Source organism: Kribbella shirazensis, from assembly GCF_011761605.1.
Taxonomy (GTDB): Bacteria; Actinomycetota; Actinomycetes; order Propionibacteriales; family Kribbellaceae; genus Kribbella; species Kribbella shirazensis.
Map to the genome: position 1 here is coordinate 6175723 of NZ_JAASRO010000001.1, position 19010 is coordinate 6194732.

General features: G+C 67.0%; 17 protein-coding genes. 4 read left to right on the plus strand and 13 right to left on the minus strand.

Going from position 1 to position 19010, the window contains the following annotated elements; translation table 11 throughout:
* Positions 1 to 42: 42 nt before the first annotated feature.
* A complete protein-coding gene (locus BJY22_RS29785) occupies positions 43 to 1314 on the plus strand; it encodes an MATE family efflux transporter (RefSeq protein WP_167213203.1) in 1272 nt (423 codons plus the stop codon).
* On the opposite strand, the gene BJY22_RS29790 is transcribed toward BJY22_RS29785, so the two are convergent.
* The 3 genes from BJY22_RS29790 to BJY22_RS29800 are packed head-to-tail and all read right to left on the minus strand — an operon-like array spanning position 1300 to position 4969.
* Positions 1300 to 2283 carry an ABC transporter permease gene (locus tag BJY22_RS29790; protein WP_238350501.1) on the minus strand — a complete coding sequence of 328 codons (984 nt, stop codon included), beginning with the start codon at positions 2281 to 2283 and terminating at the stop codon, positions 1300 to 1302. The genes BJY22_RS29785 and BJY22_RS29790 overlap by 15 nt on opposite strands.
* A 2-nt stretch (positions 2284 to 2285) precedes the next feature.
* Positions 2286 to 3224 (minus strand): carbohydrate ABC transporter permease, encoded by a 939-nt coding sequence (locus BJY22_RS29795; protein WP_167213209.1) that lies wholly within the window; start codon positions 3222 to 3224, stop codon positions 2286 to 2288.
* Entirely contained in the window at positions 3221 to 4969 is a 1749-nt protein-coding gene (locus BJY22_RS29800) for an extracellular solute-binding protein (RefSeq protein ID WP_167213212.1), read from the minus strand. The genes BJY22_RS29795 and BJY22_RS29800 overlap by 4 nt, the downstream gene beginning before the upstream one ends.
* A gap of 246 nt (positions 4970 to 5215) precedes the next feature.
* Between BJY22_RS29800 and BJY22_RS29805 the strand changes: the two genes are divergently transcribed.
* A complete protein-coding gene (locus BJY22_RS29805) occupies positions 5216 to 5695 on the plus strand; it encodes an NUDIX hydrolase (RefSeq protein WP_167213216.1) in 480 nt (159 codons plus the stop codon).
* Here the strand turns inward: BJY22_RS29805 and BJY22_RS41200 are convergent.
* Entirely contained in the window at positions 5679 to 6524 is an 846-nt protein-coding gene (locus BJY22_RS41200) for a hypothetical protein (RefSeq protein ID WP_202891313.1), read from the minus strand. The two genes, BJY22_RS29805 and BJY22_RS41200, sit on opposite strands and share 17 nt — an antisense overlap.
* A 38-nt stretch (positions 6525 to 6562) precedes the next feature.
* Positions 6563 to 9277: a DNA polymerase I gene (gene polA / locus BJY22_RS29815; protein WP_167218835.1), complete on the minus strand. Its 2715-nt coding sequence runs from the start codon at positions 9275 to 9277 to the stop codon at positions 6563 to 6565.
* Between the two features lie 74 nt (positions 9278 to 9351).
* On the opposite strand from polA, the gene BJY22_RS29820 reads away from it, so the two are divergent.
* Positions 9352 to 9771, plus strand: coding sequence for a hotdog fold thioesterase (locus BJY22_RS29820; protein WP_337759438.1), 420 nt, complete (start codon positions 9352 to 9354; stop codon positions 9769 to 9771).
* Here the strand turns inward: BJY22_RS29820 and BJY22_RS29825 are convergent.
* The gene (locus BJY22_RS29825; RefSeq protein ID WP_337759439.1) at positions 9734 to 10324 is read right to left on the minus strand and encodes a GNAT family N-acetyltransferase; all 591 of its coding nucleotides are present in this window, start codon (positions 10322 to 10324) and stop codon (positions 9734 to 9736) included. The two genes, BJY22_RS29820 and BJY22_RS29825, sit on opposite strands and share 38 nt — an antisense overlap.
* A 108-nt stretch (positions 10325 to 10432) precedes the next feature.
* On the opposite strand from BJY22_RS29825, the gene BJY22_RS29830 reads away from it, so the two are divergent.
* Positions 10433 to 11191, plus strand: a complete 759-nt coding sequence (locus BJY22_RS29830) for a DUF554 domain-containing protein (protein WP_167213221.1) — start codon at positions 10433 to 10435, stop codon at positions 11189 to 11191.
* 17 nt (positions 11192 to 11208) lie between these two features.
* On the opposite strand, the gene BJY22_RS29835 is transcribed toward BJY22_RS29830, so the two are convergent.
* The 7 genes from BJY22_RS29835 to BJY22_RS29870 all read right to left on the minus strand — a co-directional run bounded on the left by BJY22_RS29835 (position 11209) and on the right by BJY22_RS29870 (position 18907).
* The gene (locus BJY22_RS29835; RefSeq protein ID WP_167213224.1) at positions 11209 to 11925 is read right to left on the minus strand and encodes an ABC transporter ATP-binding protein; all 717 of its coding nucleotides are present in this window, start codon (positions 11923 to 11925) and stop codon (positions 11209 to 11211) included.
* Positions 11922 to 12881, minus strand: coding sequence for an ABC transporter ATP-binding protein (locus BJY22_RS29840; protein ID WP_167213226.1), 960 nt, complete (start codon positions 12879 to 12881; stop codon positions 11922 to 11924). The genes BJY22_RS29835 and BJY22_RS29840 overlap by 4 nt, the downstream gene beginning before the upstream one ends.
* Entirely contained in the window at positions 12878 to 14593 is a 1716-nt protein-coding gene (locus tag BJY22_RS29845) for a branched-chain amino acid ABC transporter permease (RefSeq protein ID WP_167213229.1), read from the minus strand. Before BJY22_RS29845 ends, BJY22_RS29840 begins: the two co-directional genes overlap by 4 nt.
* Complete coding sequence (locus tag BJY22_RS43395; protein WP_337759444.1) at positions 14590 to 15906, minus strand: branched-chain amino acid ABC transporter permease; 1317 nt, start codon at positions 15904 to 15906, stop codon at positions 14590 to 14592. Before BJY22_RS43395 ends, BJY22_RS29845 begins: the two co-directional genes overlap by 4 nt.
* Before the next feature lie 84 nt (positions 15907 to 15990).
* Positions 15991 to 17220 (minus strand): ABC transporter substrate-binding protein, encoded by a 1230-nt coding sequence (locus BJY22_RS29860; RefSeq protein ID WP_167213232.1) that lies wholly within the window; start codon positions 17218 to 17220, stop codon positions 15991 to 15993.
* Positions 17221 to 17557: 337 nt separating this feature from the next.
* The gene (locus BJY22_RS29865) at positions 17558 to 18145 is read right to left on the minus strand and encodes a response regulator (protein WP_167213235.1); all 588 of its coding nucleotides are present in this window, start codon (positions 18143 to 18145) and stop codon (positions 17558 to 17560) included.
* Between the two features lie 15 nt (positions 18146 to 18160).
* Complete coding sequence (locus tag BJY22_RS29870) at positions 18161 to 18907, minus strand: transcriptional regulator (RefSeq protein WP_337759446.1); 747 nt, start codon at positions 18905 to 18907, stop codon at positions 18161 to 18163.
* Positions 18908 to 19010 lie beyond the last annotated feature (103 nt).

A 19010-nucleotide genomic window follows, 5' to 3' on the forward strand; every position in this document is an offset into this window, starting at 1 on the left:
CATCGATCGACCCGAGGCAGGCAGCACGCGTATGAGGTCCGCATGACTTCTGGCACCACTCCGGCGCCGCAACCTCAGGCTCACCGCCGGAGCTTCCTGCGCAGTGCCACGGTCGTCGCCGTCGCCATGGCGATCATGAACGTGGCTGCCTACGGGTTCACGCTGATCGGCTCCCGGCTGCTGCTGCAGGAGCAGTTCGGAGCGATCACCGCGCTGCTGGGTCTGCTGCTGATCGGCAACGTCGCCTCACTCGGCCTGCAGGCCACCGCGGCACGCCGGCTCGCCACCCATACCGGCGACGACGCCAAGAGCCTCGCCGACGCGATGCTGCGCGCCGGCCGGCGGTCCGCGCTCGGGCTCACTGTGCTCTGCCTGCTACTGACGCCGGTGTTCATGTGGCTGCTGCACATCGACTCGGTCGTCGCGATCCTGCTGCTCGCCCCGACGCTGGGCGGCCTCACGCTGATGGGCTCGCAGCTCGGCGTCCTGCAGGGCAGCCACCGCTGGACCGAGCTGGCCGCCGTCTACACCTCGGCCGGGATCGGTCGCCTGGTGCTCGGCGGCGGCGCACTGATCGTGCACCCGTCGCTGGACTGGGCGATGGCCGGTCTCGCCCTCGGCGCCGCCGTACCCGCCACACTCGGCCAGTTCTTCCTCCGCGGATCGAGCGGCGCAAAACGTGAGCAGGTCCGGGAGGTACTGCGGGAGACGGTGCACGGCACGCACACGCTGCTCGCGTTCTTCGCGCTCGCCAACGCCGACGTCCTGTTCGCGCGCGCCCTGCTCGACGAGAAGGACAGCGGCTACTACGCCGCAGGCCTGATCGTCGCCAAGGCGTGCCTCTTCCTCCCCCAGTTCGTCATCGTGCTGGTGTTCCCGTCGCTGGCCAACTCCCCCGGCGACATCGTCCGGCTGCGGCGGGCGATCCTCGCGATCGGCGGGCTCGGCGTCTGCGCGGTCGTCGGCACGCTCATCCTGCCCTCGATCGTCGTCGAGGTGATCGGCGGCAAGGACAAGTACGCGCCACTCGGTCCGTACACCTGGATGTTCGCGATCGCCGGCTCCGCGTACGCCGTACTGCAACTGGTCGTGTACGCCGCGATCGCGCAGCAGGAGAAGCGTGCCGCGTTGGGTCTCTGGCTCGGGCTCGTCGTACTCGCCGTCGCCGCCGGCATCATCCTCGGCACCGGCACCGCCACGGGCCTCGGCGGCGTGCAGGTGCTGGCCGCAATGACCAGCACCTGCGCCATCCTGCTGTCGGTGGGCCTGGCGGCGGGCCTCCACCGCCAGACCACCGGGTCACCACAAGCTTGACTTGGCGAACCGGCGGGCGAACGTGTTCGCGACCACCAGCAGCACCAGTCCGATCACCGACCGGAACAGCCCGATCGCGGTCGCATAGCTGAACTGCGGCACCGCCGACGCGAGACCGATCTTGTACACGTAGGTGTCGATCACCTCGGCCGTGTCGAGGTTCAGGTTGTTCTGCATCAGCAGGACCTTCTCGAACCCGACGGACAGGATCGAGCCGATGTTCAGGATCAGCAGGATCACCGCCACCGGCACGATCGCGGGCAGATCGATGTGCCACATCCGCCGCAACCGCGACGCGCCGTCCACGATCGCCGCCTCGTGCAGCTCCGGCGGGACGCTGGTCAGTGCGGCCAGATAGATGATCGCCGCGAACCCCATGGTCTGCCAGGCTCCCGACCAGACATAGAGGTGCCGGAACAGTCCGGCATCACCCATGAAGTCGACCGGGCCGAGACCGAACAGACCGATGATCCTGTTGGCCACCCCGGTACTGGGGTTGGTCAGTACGACGATGAGACCCACCACGACCACCGTGGAGATGAAGTGCGGCGCGTAGGTGATCAGCTGGGCGGATCGGCTGAACCACTTCTTGCGGACCGTGTTGAGGCACAGGGCCAGGATGATCGGCAACGGGAACGTCGCGACCAGCTCGTACACGTGCAGGAACACCGTGTTCCGGATCAGCCGCCAGAACTGGTACGACTCCACGAATCGGTCGAAGTGCTTCATCCCCGCCCAGGGGCTCCCCAGGATTCCGGACACGACGTTGTAGTCCTTGAAGGCGATGATCACGCCGTACATCGGCCAGTAGGCGAAGATCGCCAGCCAGATCAGCGGCAGCGCCAGCATCGCGTACAGCTGCCAGTGCCGGCGCATCCGGAGCCCGAGTCCGACGGACGACTTCTCCGAGCGGGCCCGCACGTGCGCAGCCTTCCGGACCGACGGGCGGGTTTGTGTCGAGGTCGTCATACTCATCCCTTCAACGAGCCGACCATGGCTCCCTTGACGAAGTGCTTCTGCACGAAGGGGTAGACCAGCAGCGGCGGGATCATGCCGATCACGATCAACGAGTACTTGAGCTGTTGCTGGAGTTCCTTCAGCTGCGCGAGCTTGCTCGTGTCGGGCATCTGGGAAGGGTCGACCTTGCTCTGGATGAGGATCTGCCGCAGCACCACCTGCAACGGGAACAGATGCTCGTTGGTCAGGTAGATCAGCGCGTTGAAGAAGGAGTTCCACTGCCCGACGGCGTAGAAGAGCAGGTTCACCGCGATGATCGGTTTGCTCAGCGGCAGCACGATCCGCCAGAAGAACCCCAGGTCACTGCAGCCGTCCACCTTCCCGGCCTCGACCAGCTCCTCGGGGATCGTCACCATGAAGTAGGTCCTGGTGATGATGACGTTCCAGACCGCCAGAGCGGTCGGCAGGATCATCGCCCAGCGCGTGTTCAGCAGACCGAGTTGGTCCACGACGAGGTACGTCGGAATCAGCCCGCCGCTGAACATCATCGTGAACACGAAGGCCGCCATGATCAGGCCCTTGCCCGGCAGGCCCTTCCGGGACAGCGGGTACGCCGCCAGCAGCGTGAGGACCGTGGCCACTGCAGCCCCCAGCACCGCGTAGTACACCGAGTTGCCGAAGCTACTGACGATCGAGTCGTAGTCGAAGATCGCCTTGTACGCGTCCAGGGTGAAGCCGACCGGCCAGAGCCAGACCTCGCCGGCCGACACCTTCCTGGTGTCGCTCACCGAGGCGCTGAGCACGTAGACGATCGGGTACAGAATCGCGACGCAGAACAGGCCGAGGGCCGTATAGATACAGGCCAGGGCGATCTTGTCGCCCCGGGTGTCCTGGATCGGCGCACCTCCTCCCAGCCGCCGCTCGTCCGGCGGCAGCGTCCCGGTGGCGCTCATGAGTTATAGGTCTCGTAGGCGGCCTGCTGGAGGTCCAGATACGCCTTGACGCCGATCTTCTCGACCCGTTCCTTGAAGTCGTTCCAGGCGCCGTCGTCGCTCGGGTCCAGCTGTCCGGTGACGAACTTCGAGAACGACAGGTCGACCTCGCTCTTCAGGTTCGTCTTCAGCTCCGCCTCCTGCGCTGCCTGGTCCTGGTCGAGGGTGACCGGCGGGAACTGCATCTCCTGCGGCTGTTTGTACGGGAAGTAGTTGTCCACGGTCTGCTGGTAGAGGGGCTTCTCGAAGGTCAGGTCCTTCGGGTTCACCCGTTCGGCGAGCCGGAAGTCCTGCGAGCGATACATCGTGTTGTCCTGGTTCCAGGTGATGTTCTTCTCGGTGTTCCAGGTCGCCGAGAACCCGTAGACGGCCTGCTTGCCGTTGATCCCGAGCTCACCCTTCTTGGCCCACTCGAAGTCCGGGCCGCCGTACCCGCGCAGGATGGCCTCCAGCTCCAGCTGGGCGTCGGCCCACTGGACCAGCAGCTCCGGCTTGGCGCACTTCTTGGTGATCACCAGATTCGCCACCTCGACGCCGACGCCGAGGTAGTTCCACGCGGCGTACCGGACGCCGTTCGGTCCCTTCAGCGGCGGGATCGCCAGGTACTTGCGCCAGCGGGCGTTCGGATCCTTCTGGTCGATGTCGAGGAAACCGCCCCAGTAGTACGACCGGGCACCGCCGATGATCGGCTTGCCCGGCGCGTTGCCGTAGCGGTTCATCTGGTCCTGGTCCGCGGTGAACACGTCCTTGTTGATCAGGCCCTCGGCGTACATCCCGTGGATGAACTTCAGGCCCTCGCGCCACTCGTCCTTGTTGAAGGTGACGTCGACCTTGCCGTCGTTCACCACCAGCCACGGATCGCCCGGATTGTAGAGGAACGAGTTCATGAAGAAGGTGTCGAACGGCGCGTCCTTGTAGCCGCAGAACGGGATCGTCCGGCCGTTGCCGCCGAGGTCTGCCTTCTTGAAGGCGCGCAGCAACTCGACGAACTCGTCGGTGGTCTCCGGGACCGCCAGCCCGACCTGCTCGATCCAGTCGGTGTTCAGGAACGTGCGCCCGTTGCTCGCCCGGCAGTGGTAGCAATCGTTGACGTTGGGGAACGAATAGATCTTCTTGTCCGGCGCCTGGACCAGCTTGCGCGCGTCCGGGTAGTCCTTCATCGCCTGCTGCAGGTTCAGCGCGTACGAGTCGATGTACTGGCCGACGTCGGTGAACAGTCCCTGCTGGCCGTACAGGAACAGCTGCGACCGGGTGAATTCGATGCCCATGAAGGCGTCGGGGATGTCGCCGGCGGCGATCATCGCGTTCACCTTGGTCATGATGTCGTCGTCGGTACCGCCGACCTGGTTCCACTCGATGTGGATGTTGGTCTTCTGCTCGAGCCATTTCGTGAAGGCGTTGGTCCGCCAGTCCCCGATGGTCACGTCCTGCGGTACGACGATCTTGAACGTCACCTTCTCCGAGGTGAGCGGCTTCAGCTCTCGGGCGACCGGACCGACGTACCCCTCCGGGTACTGCACTGTGGTCAGCTTCGGGCCGAGGGTGACGCTCGGCGCGGCCTGCGCCGCGCCTCCGCTGCCGCTCGCACTGCTCGAGCCGCTACATCCGCTGAGCAGACCCCCGCCGGCTGTCGCCGCGGTCAGTCCGAGTGCCCCCGCGATGAGTGATCGACGGCTGAGACTTCTGCGCGCGTCGTCGTTCGGCATGGTTCCTCCTAGGCGGCTGGGTCGGAACGAAGTCGATACGAGATCCGATAGGGATATCCAATAGGATCTCGGATCTTTGTCCCGGAGAATGACATAGATCAGCACACTGCGGAAGACCTCGGCGGTCACCGACCGGAATCGACCGGACACTGTCCGGATCTTTCAAGGAATCGCTTCGCGAGTGAACGTTTAACTGCGGTTTCTTGCAGAGAAACGCGCCGGCCGGGCTTCGATAGGGTCGTGGGCATGCCGACACCGAAGTTCATCCTCGACCTGCGCGAGAAGATCGGGCACGACCTGCTGTGGCTGACCGGGATCACCGGCGTCGTGCTGAACGACGCGGACGAGGTGCTGCTCGTACGACGCGCCGACACCGGGCGCTGGAGCCTGGTGGCCGGGATCCTGGAGCCCGGCGAGCAGCCCGCGGTGGGGCTGGTACGGGAGATCGAGGAGGAGACGGCGGTGCAGGCCGTGGTGGAGCGACTGGTCAGCGTCGAGTCACTCCCCCCGAGCAGCTACCCGAACGGCGACCAGGTCCAGTTCCTCGACCTGTGCTTCCAGTGCCGCGCAGTGAGCGGCGACGCCCAAGTCAACGACGACGAGTCCCTCGACGTCCGCTGGTGGCCGCTGAACGACCTTCCCGAACTGTCGGACCGCGAGCAGGTGTACATCAAGAACGCCCTCTCCCCCGCCGCGCAGCCGCTCTACGTCACCGCCGCAGACTGACCTGGAGCTCGCGCAACCATCGCTCGCCGATCGTCGGCTCCCGGGTCAGCAACTCCGCCAACTGCCGGCGTACCTCCGGAGTCCTGCCCGACTCCACCAGGAGCACGGCCTCCGCCAGCGCCATCCTGGTCCTCTCGTCGCGTCGCGGATCCGCGACGCCGTGATCCGACCATCTGGTCCGGCGGAACGAGGCAGCCGTCTTCGGTTGGGAGTCGCCGAAGTACGACCACAGGCGCGCGTGGAGCGACACGTTCCGGATCGCCGACGCGGGCAGCTCGGTCGCCCAGTCCGCGTGCTGCTGCCAGCGCCACGTGTTCGGGCTGGTCTTCGTCCGCGAGGTGATGCCGATGAACCGCACCTGCCGCCGGATCACGTCCCACTGGGCGTGCTCGTCGTCGATCCAGCGGCGGAGTACGGCGTACAGGTTCCCGAACGTCGAGCCCTCGTACACCAGGTCGACGGAAACTGTCGGCCGCCCGCGCATCAGCTCGGTTGGGGCGAGGCCGTCCGCGGCCAGGTTGGTACGCAGCTGACGGAGCTCGGCAGCGGTGAAGTCCGCACCGTCGCCCCGGAACAACGACAGCGGCAGCTGGTGCAGCCGGGAGCTCCAGTCCGTCGCGGCCAGCGCACCGCTCAGCAGATCGAACAGGGAGTCGACGGAGCGGCCGACGAAGTACAGGTCGCCGTTGCCGCTCTGCCCGAGGACGCGGGCCGCACAGCGGACCAGGTCCTCGAGGTAGAACGGCTTCCGGACCTCAACGCCGTCGAGCAGGGAGCCGAGCTGGTCCGGCCGGACCAGATCCCACCGAAACGGCCGGTTCGCCTCCATCAGTCAGAGCACAGCATCAGTCAGAGCACAGCATCGGCTCAGTGGGCCGCTTCGTGCCACGTGCGGCCTACGCCTACTGAGACGTCGAGGGGGACGGCCATGTCGACGGCGTGGCCCATGTCGTGGCGGACCAGCTCCTCGAGGGTGGCGCGTTCGCCGGGGGCGATCTCGAAGACGAGTTCGTCGTGGACCTGGAGGAGCATCCGGGACTTCAGGCCGGACTCGCGCAGCGAGTGGTCGACCTTCAGCATCGCCATCTTGATGACGTCGGCGGCCGAGCCCTGGATCGGTGCGTTCAGCGCCATCCGCTCGGCCATCTCGCGGCGCTGGCGGTTGTCGCTGGTCAGGTCCGGCAGGTAGCGACGGCGGCCGAGGATCGTCTCGGTGTACCCGGTCTTGCCGGCGTCGATCACGATCGACCGCAGGTAGTCCCGGACCCCGCCGAAGCCCTCGAAGTACTCGTCCATCAGGCCCTTGGCCTCGTCGACGCCGATCTTCAGCTGCTGGCTCAGCCCGTACGCCGACAGGCCGTAGGCGAGGCCGTAGTTCATCGCCTTGATCTTCGCGCGCTGCTCCTGGGTCACCGCGGTCGGCTCGACCGAGAACACCCGCGACGCGGTCACCGAGTGGAAGTCCATCCCGGAGTTGAACGCGTCGATCAGGCCCTGGTCCTGGGACACGTGCGCCATGATCCGCATCTCGATCTGGCTGTAGTCCGCCGACATCAGCGACTCGTTGCCCTCGCCGACCACGAACGCCTGCCGGATCCGGCGGCCCTCCTCGGTCCGGATCGGGATGTTCTGCAGGTTCGGCTCCGTGGAGCTCAGCCGCCCGGTCGCCGCGATCGTCTGGTTGAACGTGGTGTGGATCCGGCCGTCGCGCGGGCTGATCGTCTTCAGCAGGCCCTCGACCGTCTGCCGCAACCGGGTCGCGTCCCGGTGCGCCAGCAGGTACGCCAGGAACGGGTGCTCGGTCTTCTCGAACAGCGCCTGCAGCGAGTCCGCGTCCGTGGTGTAACCGGTCTTGGTGCGCTTCGTCTTCGGCATCTGCAGCTCGTCGAACAGCACCACCTGCAGCTGCTTCGGCGACCCGAGGTTGATCTCCTTGCCGATCACCTCGTACGCCGAGGTGGCCGCTTCCCGTACGCCGGTGGCGAACCGGTTCTCGAGCTCCTCCAGGTACGGCCGGTCGACCGCGATACCGTCCCGCTCCATGCCGGCGATCACGTGGATCAGCGGCAGCTCGACGTCCGCGAGCAACGCCGTACCGGCCTGCTTCTCGAGCTCGGCGTCGAGGGTGTCGGCGAGGTCCGCGATCGCGCGGGCGCGCAGCATCGTGTGGTCCGCGGCCGGGCCGCCCTCGACGTCGTCGAAGCTGAGCTGGCCGTTGTCGGCCTCCTCGTTGCGCAGCTCACGCTTGAGGTAACGCACCGTCAGGTCGGCCAGGTCGTACGCCCGCTGGTCCGGGCGGACGAGATACGCGCTCAGCTGGGTGTCGGAGCTGAGGCCGCCGAGCGTCCAGCCACGCTCCAGGAACGCCAGCAGCGGACCCTTCGCGTCGTGCAGCGCCTTGGGCTGCTTCTCGTCGGCGAGCCACGCCTGCCAGGCCGCGTCGTCGTCCGGCGTCATCGTGGTCGGGTCGAACCAGGCTGCCGCACCGGACGTGGTCGCCAGCGCGAGGCCGGTGATCTGGCCGGTGCCGCCGCCCCAGCTCCCCTGCACCGCGACGCCGACCCGCGCGCCGCCGTTGACGTGCTCCTTCAGCCAGGCCGCGACCTCACCCGGCTTCAGCTGCACGCCGTCCAGCTCGAACCCGTGGTCGACCGTCGCGTCGACCTCCTCGTGCTCGGCGACCAGCCGCTCCCGCAGCACCCGGAACTCCAGGCTGTCGAACAGCGTGTGCACCTTGTCCCGGTCCCACGGCACCCGGGCCAGGTCGTCGACCGCGACGTCCAGCGTCAGGTCGCGGACCAGCTCGTTGATCTGCCGGTTCCGGATCACGTTGGCGAGGTGCTCGCGCAGCGACTCACCGGCCTTGCCCTTGATCTCGTTCACCCGGTCGACCACGTCGTTCAGCGAACCGAACTGGTTCAGCCACTTCGCCGCCGTCTTCGGGCCCACGCCGGGGACGCCGGGCAGGTTGTCGCTCTGCTCCCCCACCAGCGCGGCGAGGTCCGGATACAGCCGCGGGGGCACGCCGTACTTCTCCTCGATCGCGGCCGGGTCCATCCGGGCGATCTCGGACACGCCGCGCTTCGGATACAGGACTGTGACATTCTCGTTGACGAGCTGGAACGAGTCCCGGTCGCCGCTGCTGATCAGCACCTCGAAGCCCTGCTCGTACGCCTGCGTGGCGAGCGTCGCGATGATGTCGTCGGCCTCCCAGCCGTCGATCTCCGTGGTCGGGATCCGGAGCGCCTCCAGCACCTCCTTGACCAGCGAGATCTGCCCGCTGAACTCGTCCGGCGACTTCGAGCGGCCGGCCTTGTACTCGGCGTACTGCTCGGTGCGGAAGGTCTTGCGGGACACGTCGAACGCGACGCAGATGTGCGTGGGCTGCTCGTCGCGGAGCATGTTGATCAGCATGGAGGTGAACCCGTACACCGCGTTGGTGTGCTGACCCGTGGTGGTGGAGAAGTTCTCCACCGGGAGCGCGTAGAACGCCCGGTAGGCCAGCGAGTGCCCGTCCAGCAACAGGATCCGCGGTCGCCCGGCGCCCGGGGTCGCGGGGTCGACCGTCTTCTGCTCAGTCATCGTCGTCGTACTCGTTTCGGCAGCCACACACCGACTCTAGTGGGTCCCACGGACAGTTCTGACACACTGCTTCCGTGACAGATGAATCGAACCTCGGGCCGGGGATGAGCATGGAGGGCACCCTCCTGCAGCTGATGGGAATCGTCGTCAGCGAGGCCACACCGGACCGCGTGGTCGCGACCATGCCGGTCAAGGGCAACACCCAGCCGTACGGTCTGCTGCACGGCGGCGCGTCCTGCGTGCTCGCGGAGAGCCTGGGCTCGATCGGGTCAGCGCTGCACGCGGCGACGTACGGGAAGGTCGCGGTCGGCGTCGACATCAACGCCACCCACCATCGCGCGGTCCGCGACGGGATCGTCACCGGCGTCGCGACGCCGATCTACCTCGGCCGGACGACCACGTCGTACGAGATCGTCGTCACCGACGACCGGGACAAGCGGGTCTGCACCGCGCGGATCACTTGCCAGCTGATTCCGGCGCCACCCGGGAGCTGACCGCCCGCCGGGCGATCGCGGAGCGTCGCGAGGACAGCAGGGCGAGCAGGTTCGGAGCGTGCTCGGCCGCGAGCCGGCGACGCACCGTGTGCGTGTTCGCGAACCGCAGTACGCCGGCCTGCCCGAGACCGAGGCGGGCCAGGAACCGGTTCGCCTCGCGGGCGATCGCGGGCGCGACCACGGCCAGGTGCGCGCAGCTCTCGTGCTCGGCCCAGGTGACCGCCTCCGCGATGAGCGCCTTGCCCAGACCGTGCCGACGGGCCGAATCGCTGACGTGCAGGTACTCGACCGTGACAGTGGTGTCGTCGTGCAGCGGGCTGACCGCGGTGCGGCGCAGGTACGCCATACCGTGCACCTCACCGTCCAGCTCCACCACCAGCAGCCGGCCGGACGGATCGGCCAGGTGTTTGCCGACGGCAACCTCCGCGGCGGCCGTCGACGGCGGCGCCGGCAGCCGCGACGGCAGGCCGGCGGAGGTGCTCAGCTCACGCCACATCACGACCAGGGCACCGGCGTCCCCCGGCTGGGCGTCCCTCACCTCGACGGCTGTCACCACAGCGACCTCCCGGTCCGGTCCACCCCCGAGGTGAACAGACGGGCCGATACGCTCGTCCTCGCGCAACAGTAGGCCCTCGGGGGTCACATGCAAAGCTGACCACAGATGTCCGGAGGGACCAGTTTGTTCATCGGAATCGGCACCGTCGTGAACGTCGCGACGGTGCTCGTCGGTTCGGTACTCGGCGTGCTCGTCGGCCACCGCCTGAGTCACCGGACACGCGACCTCGTCACCGACGCGCTGGGTCTGGTCACGCTCCTGATCGCGATCAGTTCGGCACTCACCGTAGGTGACAAGGTGCTGAGCGACACCGTCGGCAGCAGTGCGCCGATCCTGATCGTGCTCGGCGCGATGCTGATCGGCGGAATCCTCGGCTCGGTGCTGCGGATCGAGCAGCGGCTGGAGGACTTCGGCGGGTGGATGCAGCGCCGGTTCGACCGCGGCGAGGGGCGGAGCACGTTCGTCGAGGGGTTCGTGTCCGCCTCGATGGTGTTCTGCGTCGGGCCGCTCACCTTCCTCGGATCGCTGTCCGACGGTCTCGGGCGAGGCGCCGATCAACTGCTCCTCAAGGCGGTCCTGGACGGCTTCGCGTCGATCGCGTTCGCCGCATCCTTCGGCTGGGGCGTGGCGGCTTCCGCGTTGGTCGTCCTCGTGATCCAGGGATTGATGACAGCTGTGGGAGCAGTACTGGGCGACGTACTACCTGAGGCACATGTGACCGCACTCGGCGCCACAGGTGGAGTAATGCTGATCGGCGTGGCTCTGAGACTGCTCAAGCTCAAGCAGGTCGCCGTCGCCGATCTGCTGCCCGCTTTGATCGTCGCGCCGCTGCTGGTCCAGTTGCTCGTCGTGATCCGCAACTGAACCAGCAGCGACCCGTCTCAGTCCTCGCCGAGGTAGGCCTTGCGGACCGAGTCGTTGACCAGCAGGTCGCGTCCGGTGCCGGACAGCACGATCTTCCCGACCTCGAGCACGTACCCGAAGTCGGCCCGCTTCAGCGCCGCCTGGGCGTTCTGCTCGACCAGCAGGATCGTCGTACCCTGCTGCTGCAACTCGGTCACCGTGGACATGATCCGCTTCATCATGATCGGCGACAGGCCCATCGACGGCTCGTCCAGCATCATCAGCTTCGGCCGGCTCATCATCGCCCGGCCCATCGCCAGCATCTGCTGCTCACCGCCGGAGAACGTCCCGGCCGGCTGCTTGCGCCGCTCCCCCAGGATCGGGAAGAGGTCGTACGCCGTCTGCAGGTCCGCCCGCACACCCGCGGGATCCCGGCGCGCGAACGCACCGAGCATCAGGTTCTCCTCGACCGAGAGCCGCGGGAAGATCCGCCGTCCCTCGGGCGAGTGCGCCAGCCCGCGGCTGACGATGTCGTGCGCCGCCACGTGGTCGATCCGCTCGCCCTGGAACCAGATCTCGCCCGCGTTCGGCCGGAGCAGACCGGAGATCGTCTTCAGCGTGGTGGTCTTGCCGGCGCCGTTGGTGCCGATCAGCGACACCACCTGCCCCTGCTCCACGCTGAAGCTGATCTTCTTCACCGCAAGGATCTTGCCGTAGGCAACTTCCAGGTCCTTGACCTCGAGCATCGCGCTCATGACCGGCCCTCCTCGTCGGCGACTGTCGTGTCCTGGACGTGGGCGTCCTGTACGTCGACGTCGTCCTCCTCGTCCTCGCCGGTGCCGATGTAGGCCTCGATCACCCGCGGGTCGGACTGCACCTCCTCCGGCGTGCCCTCGATCAGGGCCTGCCCCTGGACCAGGCAGAGCACCCGGTCGCAGAGGTTGAAGATGAACCGCATGTCGTGCTCGATCACCACGACCGACAGGCCCGAGTCCCGGATCTTGAAGATCAGGTCACTGGCCTGCCGAGTCTCCTGCGGGTTCATACCGGCGGTCGGCTCGTCCAGCAGGATGAGCTTCGGGTCGGTGGCCAGCGCCCGCGCGATCTCGAGCCGGCGCTGGTCGCCGTACGGCATGTTCCGGGCCAGGTGCTCGGTCGACCGGCCGAGCCCGACGAATTCGAGCAGTTCCTGCGACCGTGCCCGGGTGGCCGCCTCCTCACGACGGAACTTCGGCCCCCGCAGCACCGAGGTGAGCGCACCCGAGCTGGTCCGGCTGTACCGGCCGACCATCACGTTCTCCAGCGCGGTCATGTTCGCGAACAACCGGATGTTCTGGAACGTCCGCGCCATCCCGGCCCGGACCACCGCCCGCGGCTTGGGCGGCAACGGCGTCAGCTCGGTCAACGGCTGCGTCGGCACCGCCTCGGCCGCTTCGCGTTGCTGGCGTTTGGGCGACTCCGGCTTCCGCGGTGCACCGGCGAACCGGACCTGCCCGCCGGTCGGCTTGTAGAGACCGGTGAGGCAGTTGAAGAACGTCGTCTTACCGGCGCCGTTCGGGCCGATCAGGCCGACGATCTCGCCCTCGCGGACGGTCAGGCTGACGTCGTTCACGGCCAGCAGACCGCCGAACCGCATCGTCACGCCGGAGGCTTCCAGGACCGGGTGACCGCCCGCCCGTTCGGCCGGGCCCCGGGTCTCGGTGACTGTCATTTCGCCTCCCCTATGGCCAGGCGTTCCTCTTCGACCTCGACGGCCAACTCCTCGTCCTCCTCGTGGAACTCGAGCTGGCGCCGCTTGCTCGCGACCAGGCCCTCGGGCCGGAACCGCATCATCAGCACCAGCAGGAGACCGAACAGCAGCAGCCGGTACTCCTGGAAGAACCGCAGCTTCTCCGGCAGCAGCTTCAGGATCGTCGCACCCAGCAACACACCGGCGATGGTGCCCATACCGCCGAGCACGATCGCGGCGAGCAGGAACGCCGACTCCAGGAAGATGTACTGGTCCGGACTGACCGCGCCGTCCTGGTGGGCCTTGATGGTGCCCGCCAGACCGGCCAGGAAGGCGCCGATCGCGAACGCGAGCAGCTTCAGCCCGAACACGTTCACGCCCATCGCCTCGGCGGCCTTCTCGTCCTCCCGGATCGCCACCCAGCCACGCCCGATCCGGCTGTTGTTCAGCCGGGCGAACGTGAGGATGACGCCGCCGATCAGCAGCAGCAGGAGGAAGTAGTAGTTCGAGAACCGGGTGAGCTCGATGCCGGCGACGGTGTGCGAGGTGCCGAAGTTGAAGCCCAAGATCTCCAGGTCCGGGATGCCCGGGATACCGTTCGGGCCGTTCGTCAGGTTCGGGCCGTTGTTGCCGTCCAGGTTGAACATCGAGAACCGGAAGATCTCACCGAAGCCGAGCGTCACGATGGCCAGGTAGTCACCCGAGACCCGCAGCGTCGGCGAACCGATGATCAGGCCCAGCAACGCTGCCACACAGGCGCCGACCAGGACGACCACCAGGAACGGCGGCTTCCAGTCGATGGTCGCGAACGCCGACGTCGACAGCATCGCCGCGACGTACGCACCCGAACCCAGGAACGCGATGTACCCGAGGTCCAGCAGGCCGGCCAGACCGACCACGATGTTCAGGCCCATCGCCGTCGCGCTGAAGACCAGCACCGCGCCGGCGATCGACATGTTCGTGTCGTCGCCGTTCTGCGTGAACGGGAACAGGAACGCGGCCACGAACGCCGCCAGCGTCAGCACCCTGCGGTGCCGCTGCCCGGCGTGCGAGACGAACGTCATCGCGCCGCAGCGGAACAGCCCGAGCGCGGCGGTGGCCACGAACACGAGGCACAGGATGAACGACCACGCGTCGGGCAACCCGAGGGCGTACGCCGCCACGAACAGCAGCGCGGCCATCAGTACGGCGATCGAGAGGATCTCGAGCCACGCCGGCAGTCGCGCCTCGCTCATGTCCCGCAGCTGCCGCAACGGCAGCATCCAGGCGGAAACGGCGAGCAGGAGGGCACCGACAAGCGTCACGTACGCGCCCGGGTTGACGTTGATCAGGCCGTCGGACTCCACCGAGATCGCGACCAGGACCAGCACCATGTACAGCGTGAGGCCGGTACCGAACGCCCGGAGACCGAGCGTCGCGTCCAGCCACGCGCCCAGTTTGACCAGCGGACCCTTCTCCGCCAGCAGCAGCACCAGCGACAGCAGGGCGACGATGATCGCGAGGATCTGCAGACCGCCCGGGTAGAAGTTGATCGACAGGTCGTTCAGGATCGTGCCGTCGTAGCTCCAGGACAGGAACGAACCGACAATCACCAGCGCCACACCGGCCAGGCCGAGCGGCCAGGCGATCGGTTTGCCCGGCTTGGCCACCGGAGCCTCCGCGGACTCGTCGACAGGAGTCTCGATGTCGGTCATGCGCGGTCCACCACCCTCGCGCCCAGCAGGCCCTGCGGCCTGAACACCAGTACCAGGATCAGGATGACGAACGCCCACACGTCCTTCCAAGTGCTACCGCCGAACTGGCCGGGGATGTACTGCGTGGCCATCGCCTCGACGACGCCCAGCACCAGACCGCCCACGACGGCGCCGTAGATGTTCCCGATACCGCCGAGCACGGCGGCGGTGAACGCCTTCAGACCGGCCAGGAAGCCCATCCGGAACTCGATGTTGGTGTTCTGCAGACCCTGTGAGACACCTGCGATCGCGGCCAGCACCGCACCGAGGATGAACGCGACCACGATGATCCGGTCGACGTTGATGCCCATCAGCCGCGCGGTGTCCGGGTCCTGTGACACGGCCTGCATACCGCGGCCGAGCCGGGTCCGGTTGATGAAGAACCACAGCAGGACGGCGCAGACCGCGAGCGCCGCGACCGTGAAGATCGCGGACCGCTGGATGGTCACGCCACCGACGGTGAGCGCCTGGCCGGTCACAACGTCGATCTGCGGGAACGGGATGCGCAGCTTGGCGCTCGGCCACTCGATGCTGGTGAGCAGCTTCTTGAAGATCACCCAGCCGACCTCGGCGACCAGGGCAGCACCTGCCGCGGCCGCGACGATTGCGGGTACCGGGACCTGGGAGCGGGCGTTACGCCGTACCGCGAGGCCGGTGAGCCAGCCGATCGCGGAGCCGACGAGTGCGCCGACCACGACGACGGCGAGGCTGACCAGCAGGTTCACGTCACGCTCCATCAGCCGCGCGACGATCCACAGCGCTACGGCGCCTGCGGTCGCGCCGAGCAGCGGACCGCGGTCGTACCATTTGGACACCGGGTGGTTGAGGTCCGTCTTGGCCACCGCGCCGCCGACCAGATAGCCGACGAAGATTGCCAGGCCGCAGAACACCAGGACGGTCCAGGCGGGCTCCTCGTAGAACAGCCGGATGAACTCCTGGAGGAACACCGAGATACCGATCGCCGTGATCAGCGGCGCGAGCCGGGGCGCGTTCCGCAGGGGACGGTACGCGACACGCTCCATCAGCACCGCGGTGCCGACCGACGCGATCATGGCGCCGACGATCATGATCGGCAGGATCCACAAGCCGGTCTCACCGTCGAAGAACAACAAGTACGTCGTCAGCGCGCCGAACGCGCCGATCATGAACACCTCGCCGTGGGCGAAGTTGATGAGCTGCACGATGCCGTACACAACCGTGTATCCGACCGCGATCAGGGCGTACAGCGAGCCCAAGGTCAACCCGTTGACGAGTTGCTGGAAGAACTGGTCCACGTCGACCTCCCATCTGCCTCGGTTATGACACGCCACGGGGGCGGGAGGATCGCTCCCACCCCCGAGACATGAGGTCGACTCTGCTTACTTGCTCTCGAAGTCCTTGGTCTCCTTGGCGACCCACTTGCCCGCCGTGACCTGGTAGGCGGTCAGCACCTTGGAGGTGGTGTCGCCGTACTCGTCGAAGGCGACCTTGCCGGTCACACCGTCGAAGGACACCTTGCCCAGGGCCTCAACCGTCGCCTTACGCGCGGACTCGACGTCCTTGGCGTCCTTCAGCGAGACCTTCAGCGCCGCGATGATCGCGTTCGCGGCGTCGTAGGAGTAGCCGCCGTACGCGGCATACGGCTCCTTGTAGTTCTGCGCGTTGTAGTCCGCGACGAACTTCTTCGCCGACTCCAGCGAGTCCACCGGCGCGCCGACCGAGGTGGCCAGGTCGCCGTCGCTGGTCTTACCGGCCAGCGTGACGTACTTGGGGTCGAAGATGCCGTCGCCGCCCATCAGCGGGACGTTCAGACCGGCGGCCTTCATCTGCTGCGAGAGCGGACCGGCGTTCGGGTACTCACCGCCGTAGTAGACCGCCTGCGGGGCGGACGGCTTCACCGCGGAGATCACGGCCTGGTAGTTCGAGTCGTCCGGGTTGATGGTCTGCGCCGCGACGATCTGACCACCGAGCTTCTTGAACTCCTCGGTGAAGGTGCCGACCAGGCCCTGGCCGTACGCCTTCTTGTCGTGGATCGTGGCGACCTTGGTGATCTTCGCCGTCTCGTACAGGTACCGCGCCGCCCACGGGCCCTGGATGGCGTCCGTGGTGCAGGTGCGGAAGTACGTCGGGTACGGACGCTTCGGGGCCGTCTGCCACTGCGCGCCCTGGGTCAGACCAGGGCCGGTGTTGGCCGGCGAGACCTGGACGATGTTCTTCGGCGCGAGCACCGGCTGCACCTGCTGGCTGACGCTGGTGTTCAGCGTGCCCACGACGCCGATGACGTCCTTGTCGCTGGCGAGCGCCGTCGCGGCGTTCTTGCCCGGCTCGGTCTTCGCCTCGTCGTCCTTGGCGTCCACCTCGAGCTTCCAGCCCGGGATCGCGTTGGAGTCGTTGGCCTGCTTCACGGCGAGTTCGACGGAGTGCTGGATACCCAGACCCAGAGCCGACAAGTCTCCGGACAGCGGCGCGATGACGCCGATCTTCGCGGTCTTGGTCGAGCCTGCGTCGCCCCCGCCAGAGTCGTCGCCACTGCGTGAGCCGCAGGCAGTCAGGGCCAGCGACGCAACGATCAGCGACGCGCCGACCCGTACTACGGAACGCTGTTGCACTGTTCCTCCCATGTCTGGATAGTCCCAGCGAATCCGGGACTCTCGCGCATTTGCCGCGAGCATCCGCAGGTTAGACCCCGCGATGGTTCCAAGCGAACAGCGCACAGGCTGTGTTGTGAGGTCGTTACCCCGGTAAGCATCGTCCCTCAACCTGATTACTGACCTATGACCCCTGGTGGTGACTCAGGGTCAGCGAGCGGTGGTGTTCAGTGAGATCTGCTGGGTTTGATGTTGCCGGACCGCCACGGTTCGTCACGAATCTCCGGCGAGGTTCACCTCACGGTTACGACACGCCGTGATTGCAGCGCGATGACGAAAAGTGCTGTCGGCGCGCCGGTCAGGAGTCGCCGGCCTCGTTGACGACCAGCTCGGCGACCTGGCGCATCGAGACCCGCTTGTCCATCGCGGTCTTCTGGATCCAGCGGAACGAGTCCGGCTCGGACAGCCCGAACTTCGTCTGCAGAATCGACTTCGCGCGGTCGACCAGCTTGCGCGTCTCCAGCCGCTCGGCCAGGTCGGCGACCTCGCGCTCCAGCTCGGCGAGTTCGACGTACCGGGAGGCGGCGATCTCGATCGCGGGCAGCAGGTCGGCCTTGGAGAACGGCTTCACCAGGTACGCCATCGCGCCCGCGTCCCGGGCCCGCTCGACCAGCTCCCGCTGCGAGAACGCCGTGAGCATCAGCACCGGCGCGATCCGGTCCCCCGCGATCTTCTCCGCCGCACTCAGCCCGTCCAGCTTCGGCATCTTCACGTCGAGGATCACCAGATCCGGCCGATGCTCGATCGCCAGCCGAATCGCCTCCTCGCCGTCCCCCGCCTGCCCGACGACGTCATACCCCTCTTCCGCGAGCATCTCCGCCAGATCCATCCGGATCAAAGCCTCGTCCTCAGCGATCACCACACGCTTAGCAGTCACAGCTGACACCCTATCGACCCCACATCACGACTTCGGCCCCACAAACAGGTCAAGCGCAGCAACCGCTTCCTGCCGGCTCACCGCGATCATGTTCCGGCGGGGCTGCCGCCAAGCGATCCCCAACAAGTCCAGCGCATCCGTCAGTATCTTCCGGATGTCGTCCGACTCATTCGAGAACATGTACCGCACGTAGTAGTACCGCTTCCCTGTTGCCGGCTTGCTGGCCCAGTTCACAAAGCGGCACCCGTCCGAGTGCAACAGCCCGCGCAGCAACTGTTCGGGGTACTTGGCAACGATCTCCTGCTGCCAGGACAACAGCTCGATCTTCCTCAGATGCTTCAAACCCGGTCCGTGCTGCGGAAACAGACACGGCCAGTGCTTCCAACGCGCCTCGGTCCGGACCACGCCCACGCCGCGGCGGGGACAAGGGCTCGCGGTCGGCTTGACCCGCTTGATGGTCTCGAAGATCTCGCGGTTGAGCTCGGGATACTTCTGATCGTTCACAATCTGCAGCGTGAAGACACCCCGACGGGCACGCGCGATGTGCCCGTCGCCGAGGTACCAGCCGAGCAGGAGCGCGTAAGCAGCCTCGTCGAGCTCGGCCCCGTCACATCGCGGGCACGGCGTCCCTTGAAACGCTGTACCACGCGGCAACCCGCGCCGCTGATAAAGTCGCCGCCACCGCCGAATGGTCTTGATTGCCACACCGTGGATCTCGGCGTTGGTCCGATCGCTGACCCCGTTGTCCGACATCCGCAACGCAGAGTCCACCGTCTCCTGCGGTCTGATGTGCCCCATGCCTCATGTTCTGACAGAGCACCGACAGTTTCGGGGCCTTGAGATTCACGAACCGGCGCCCGGGTACGCTACGATT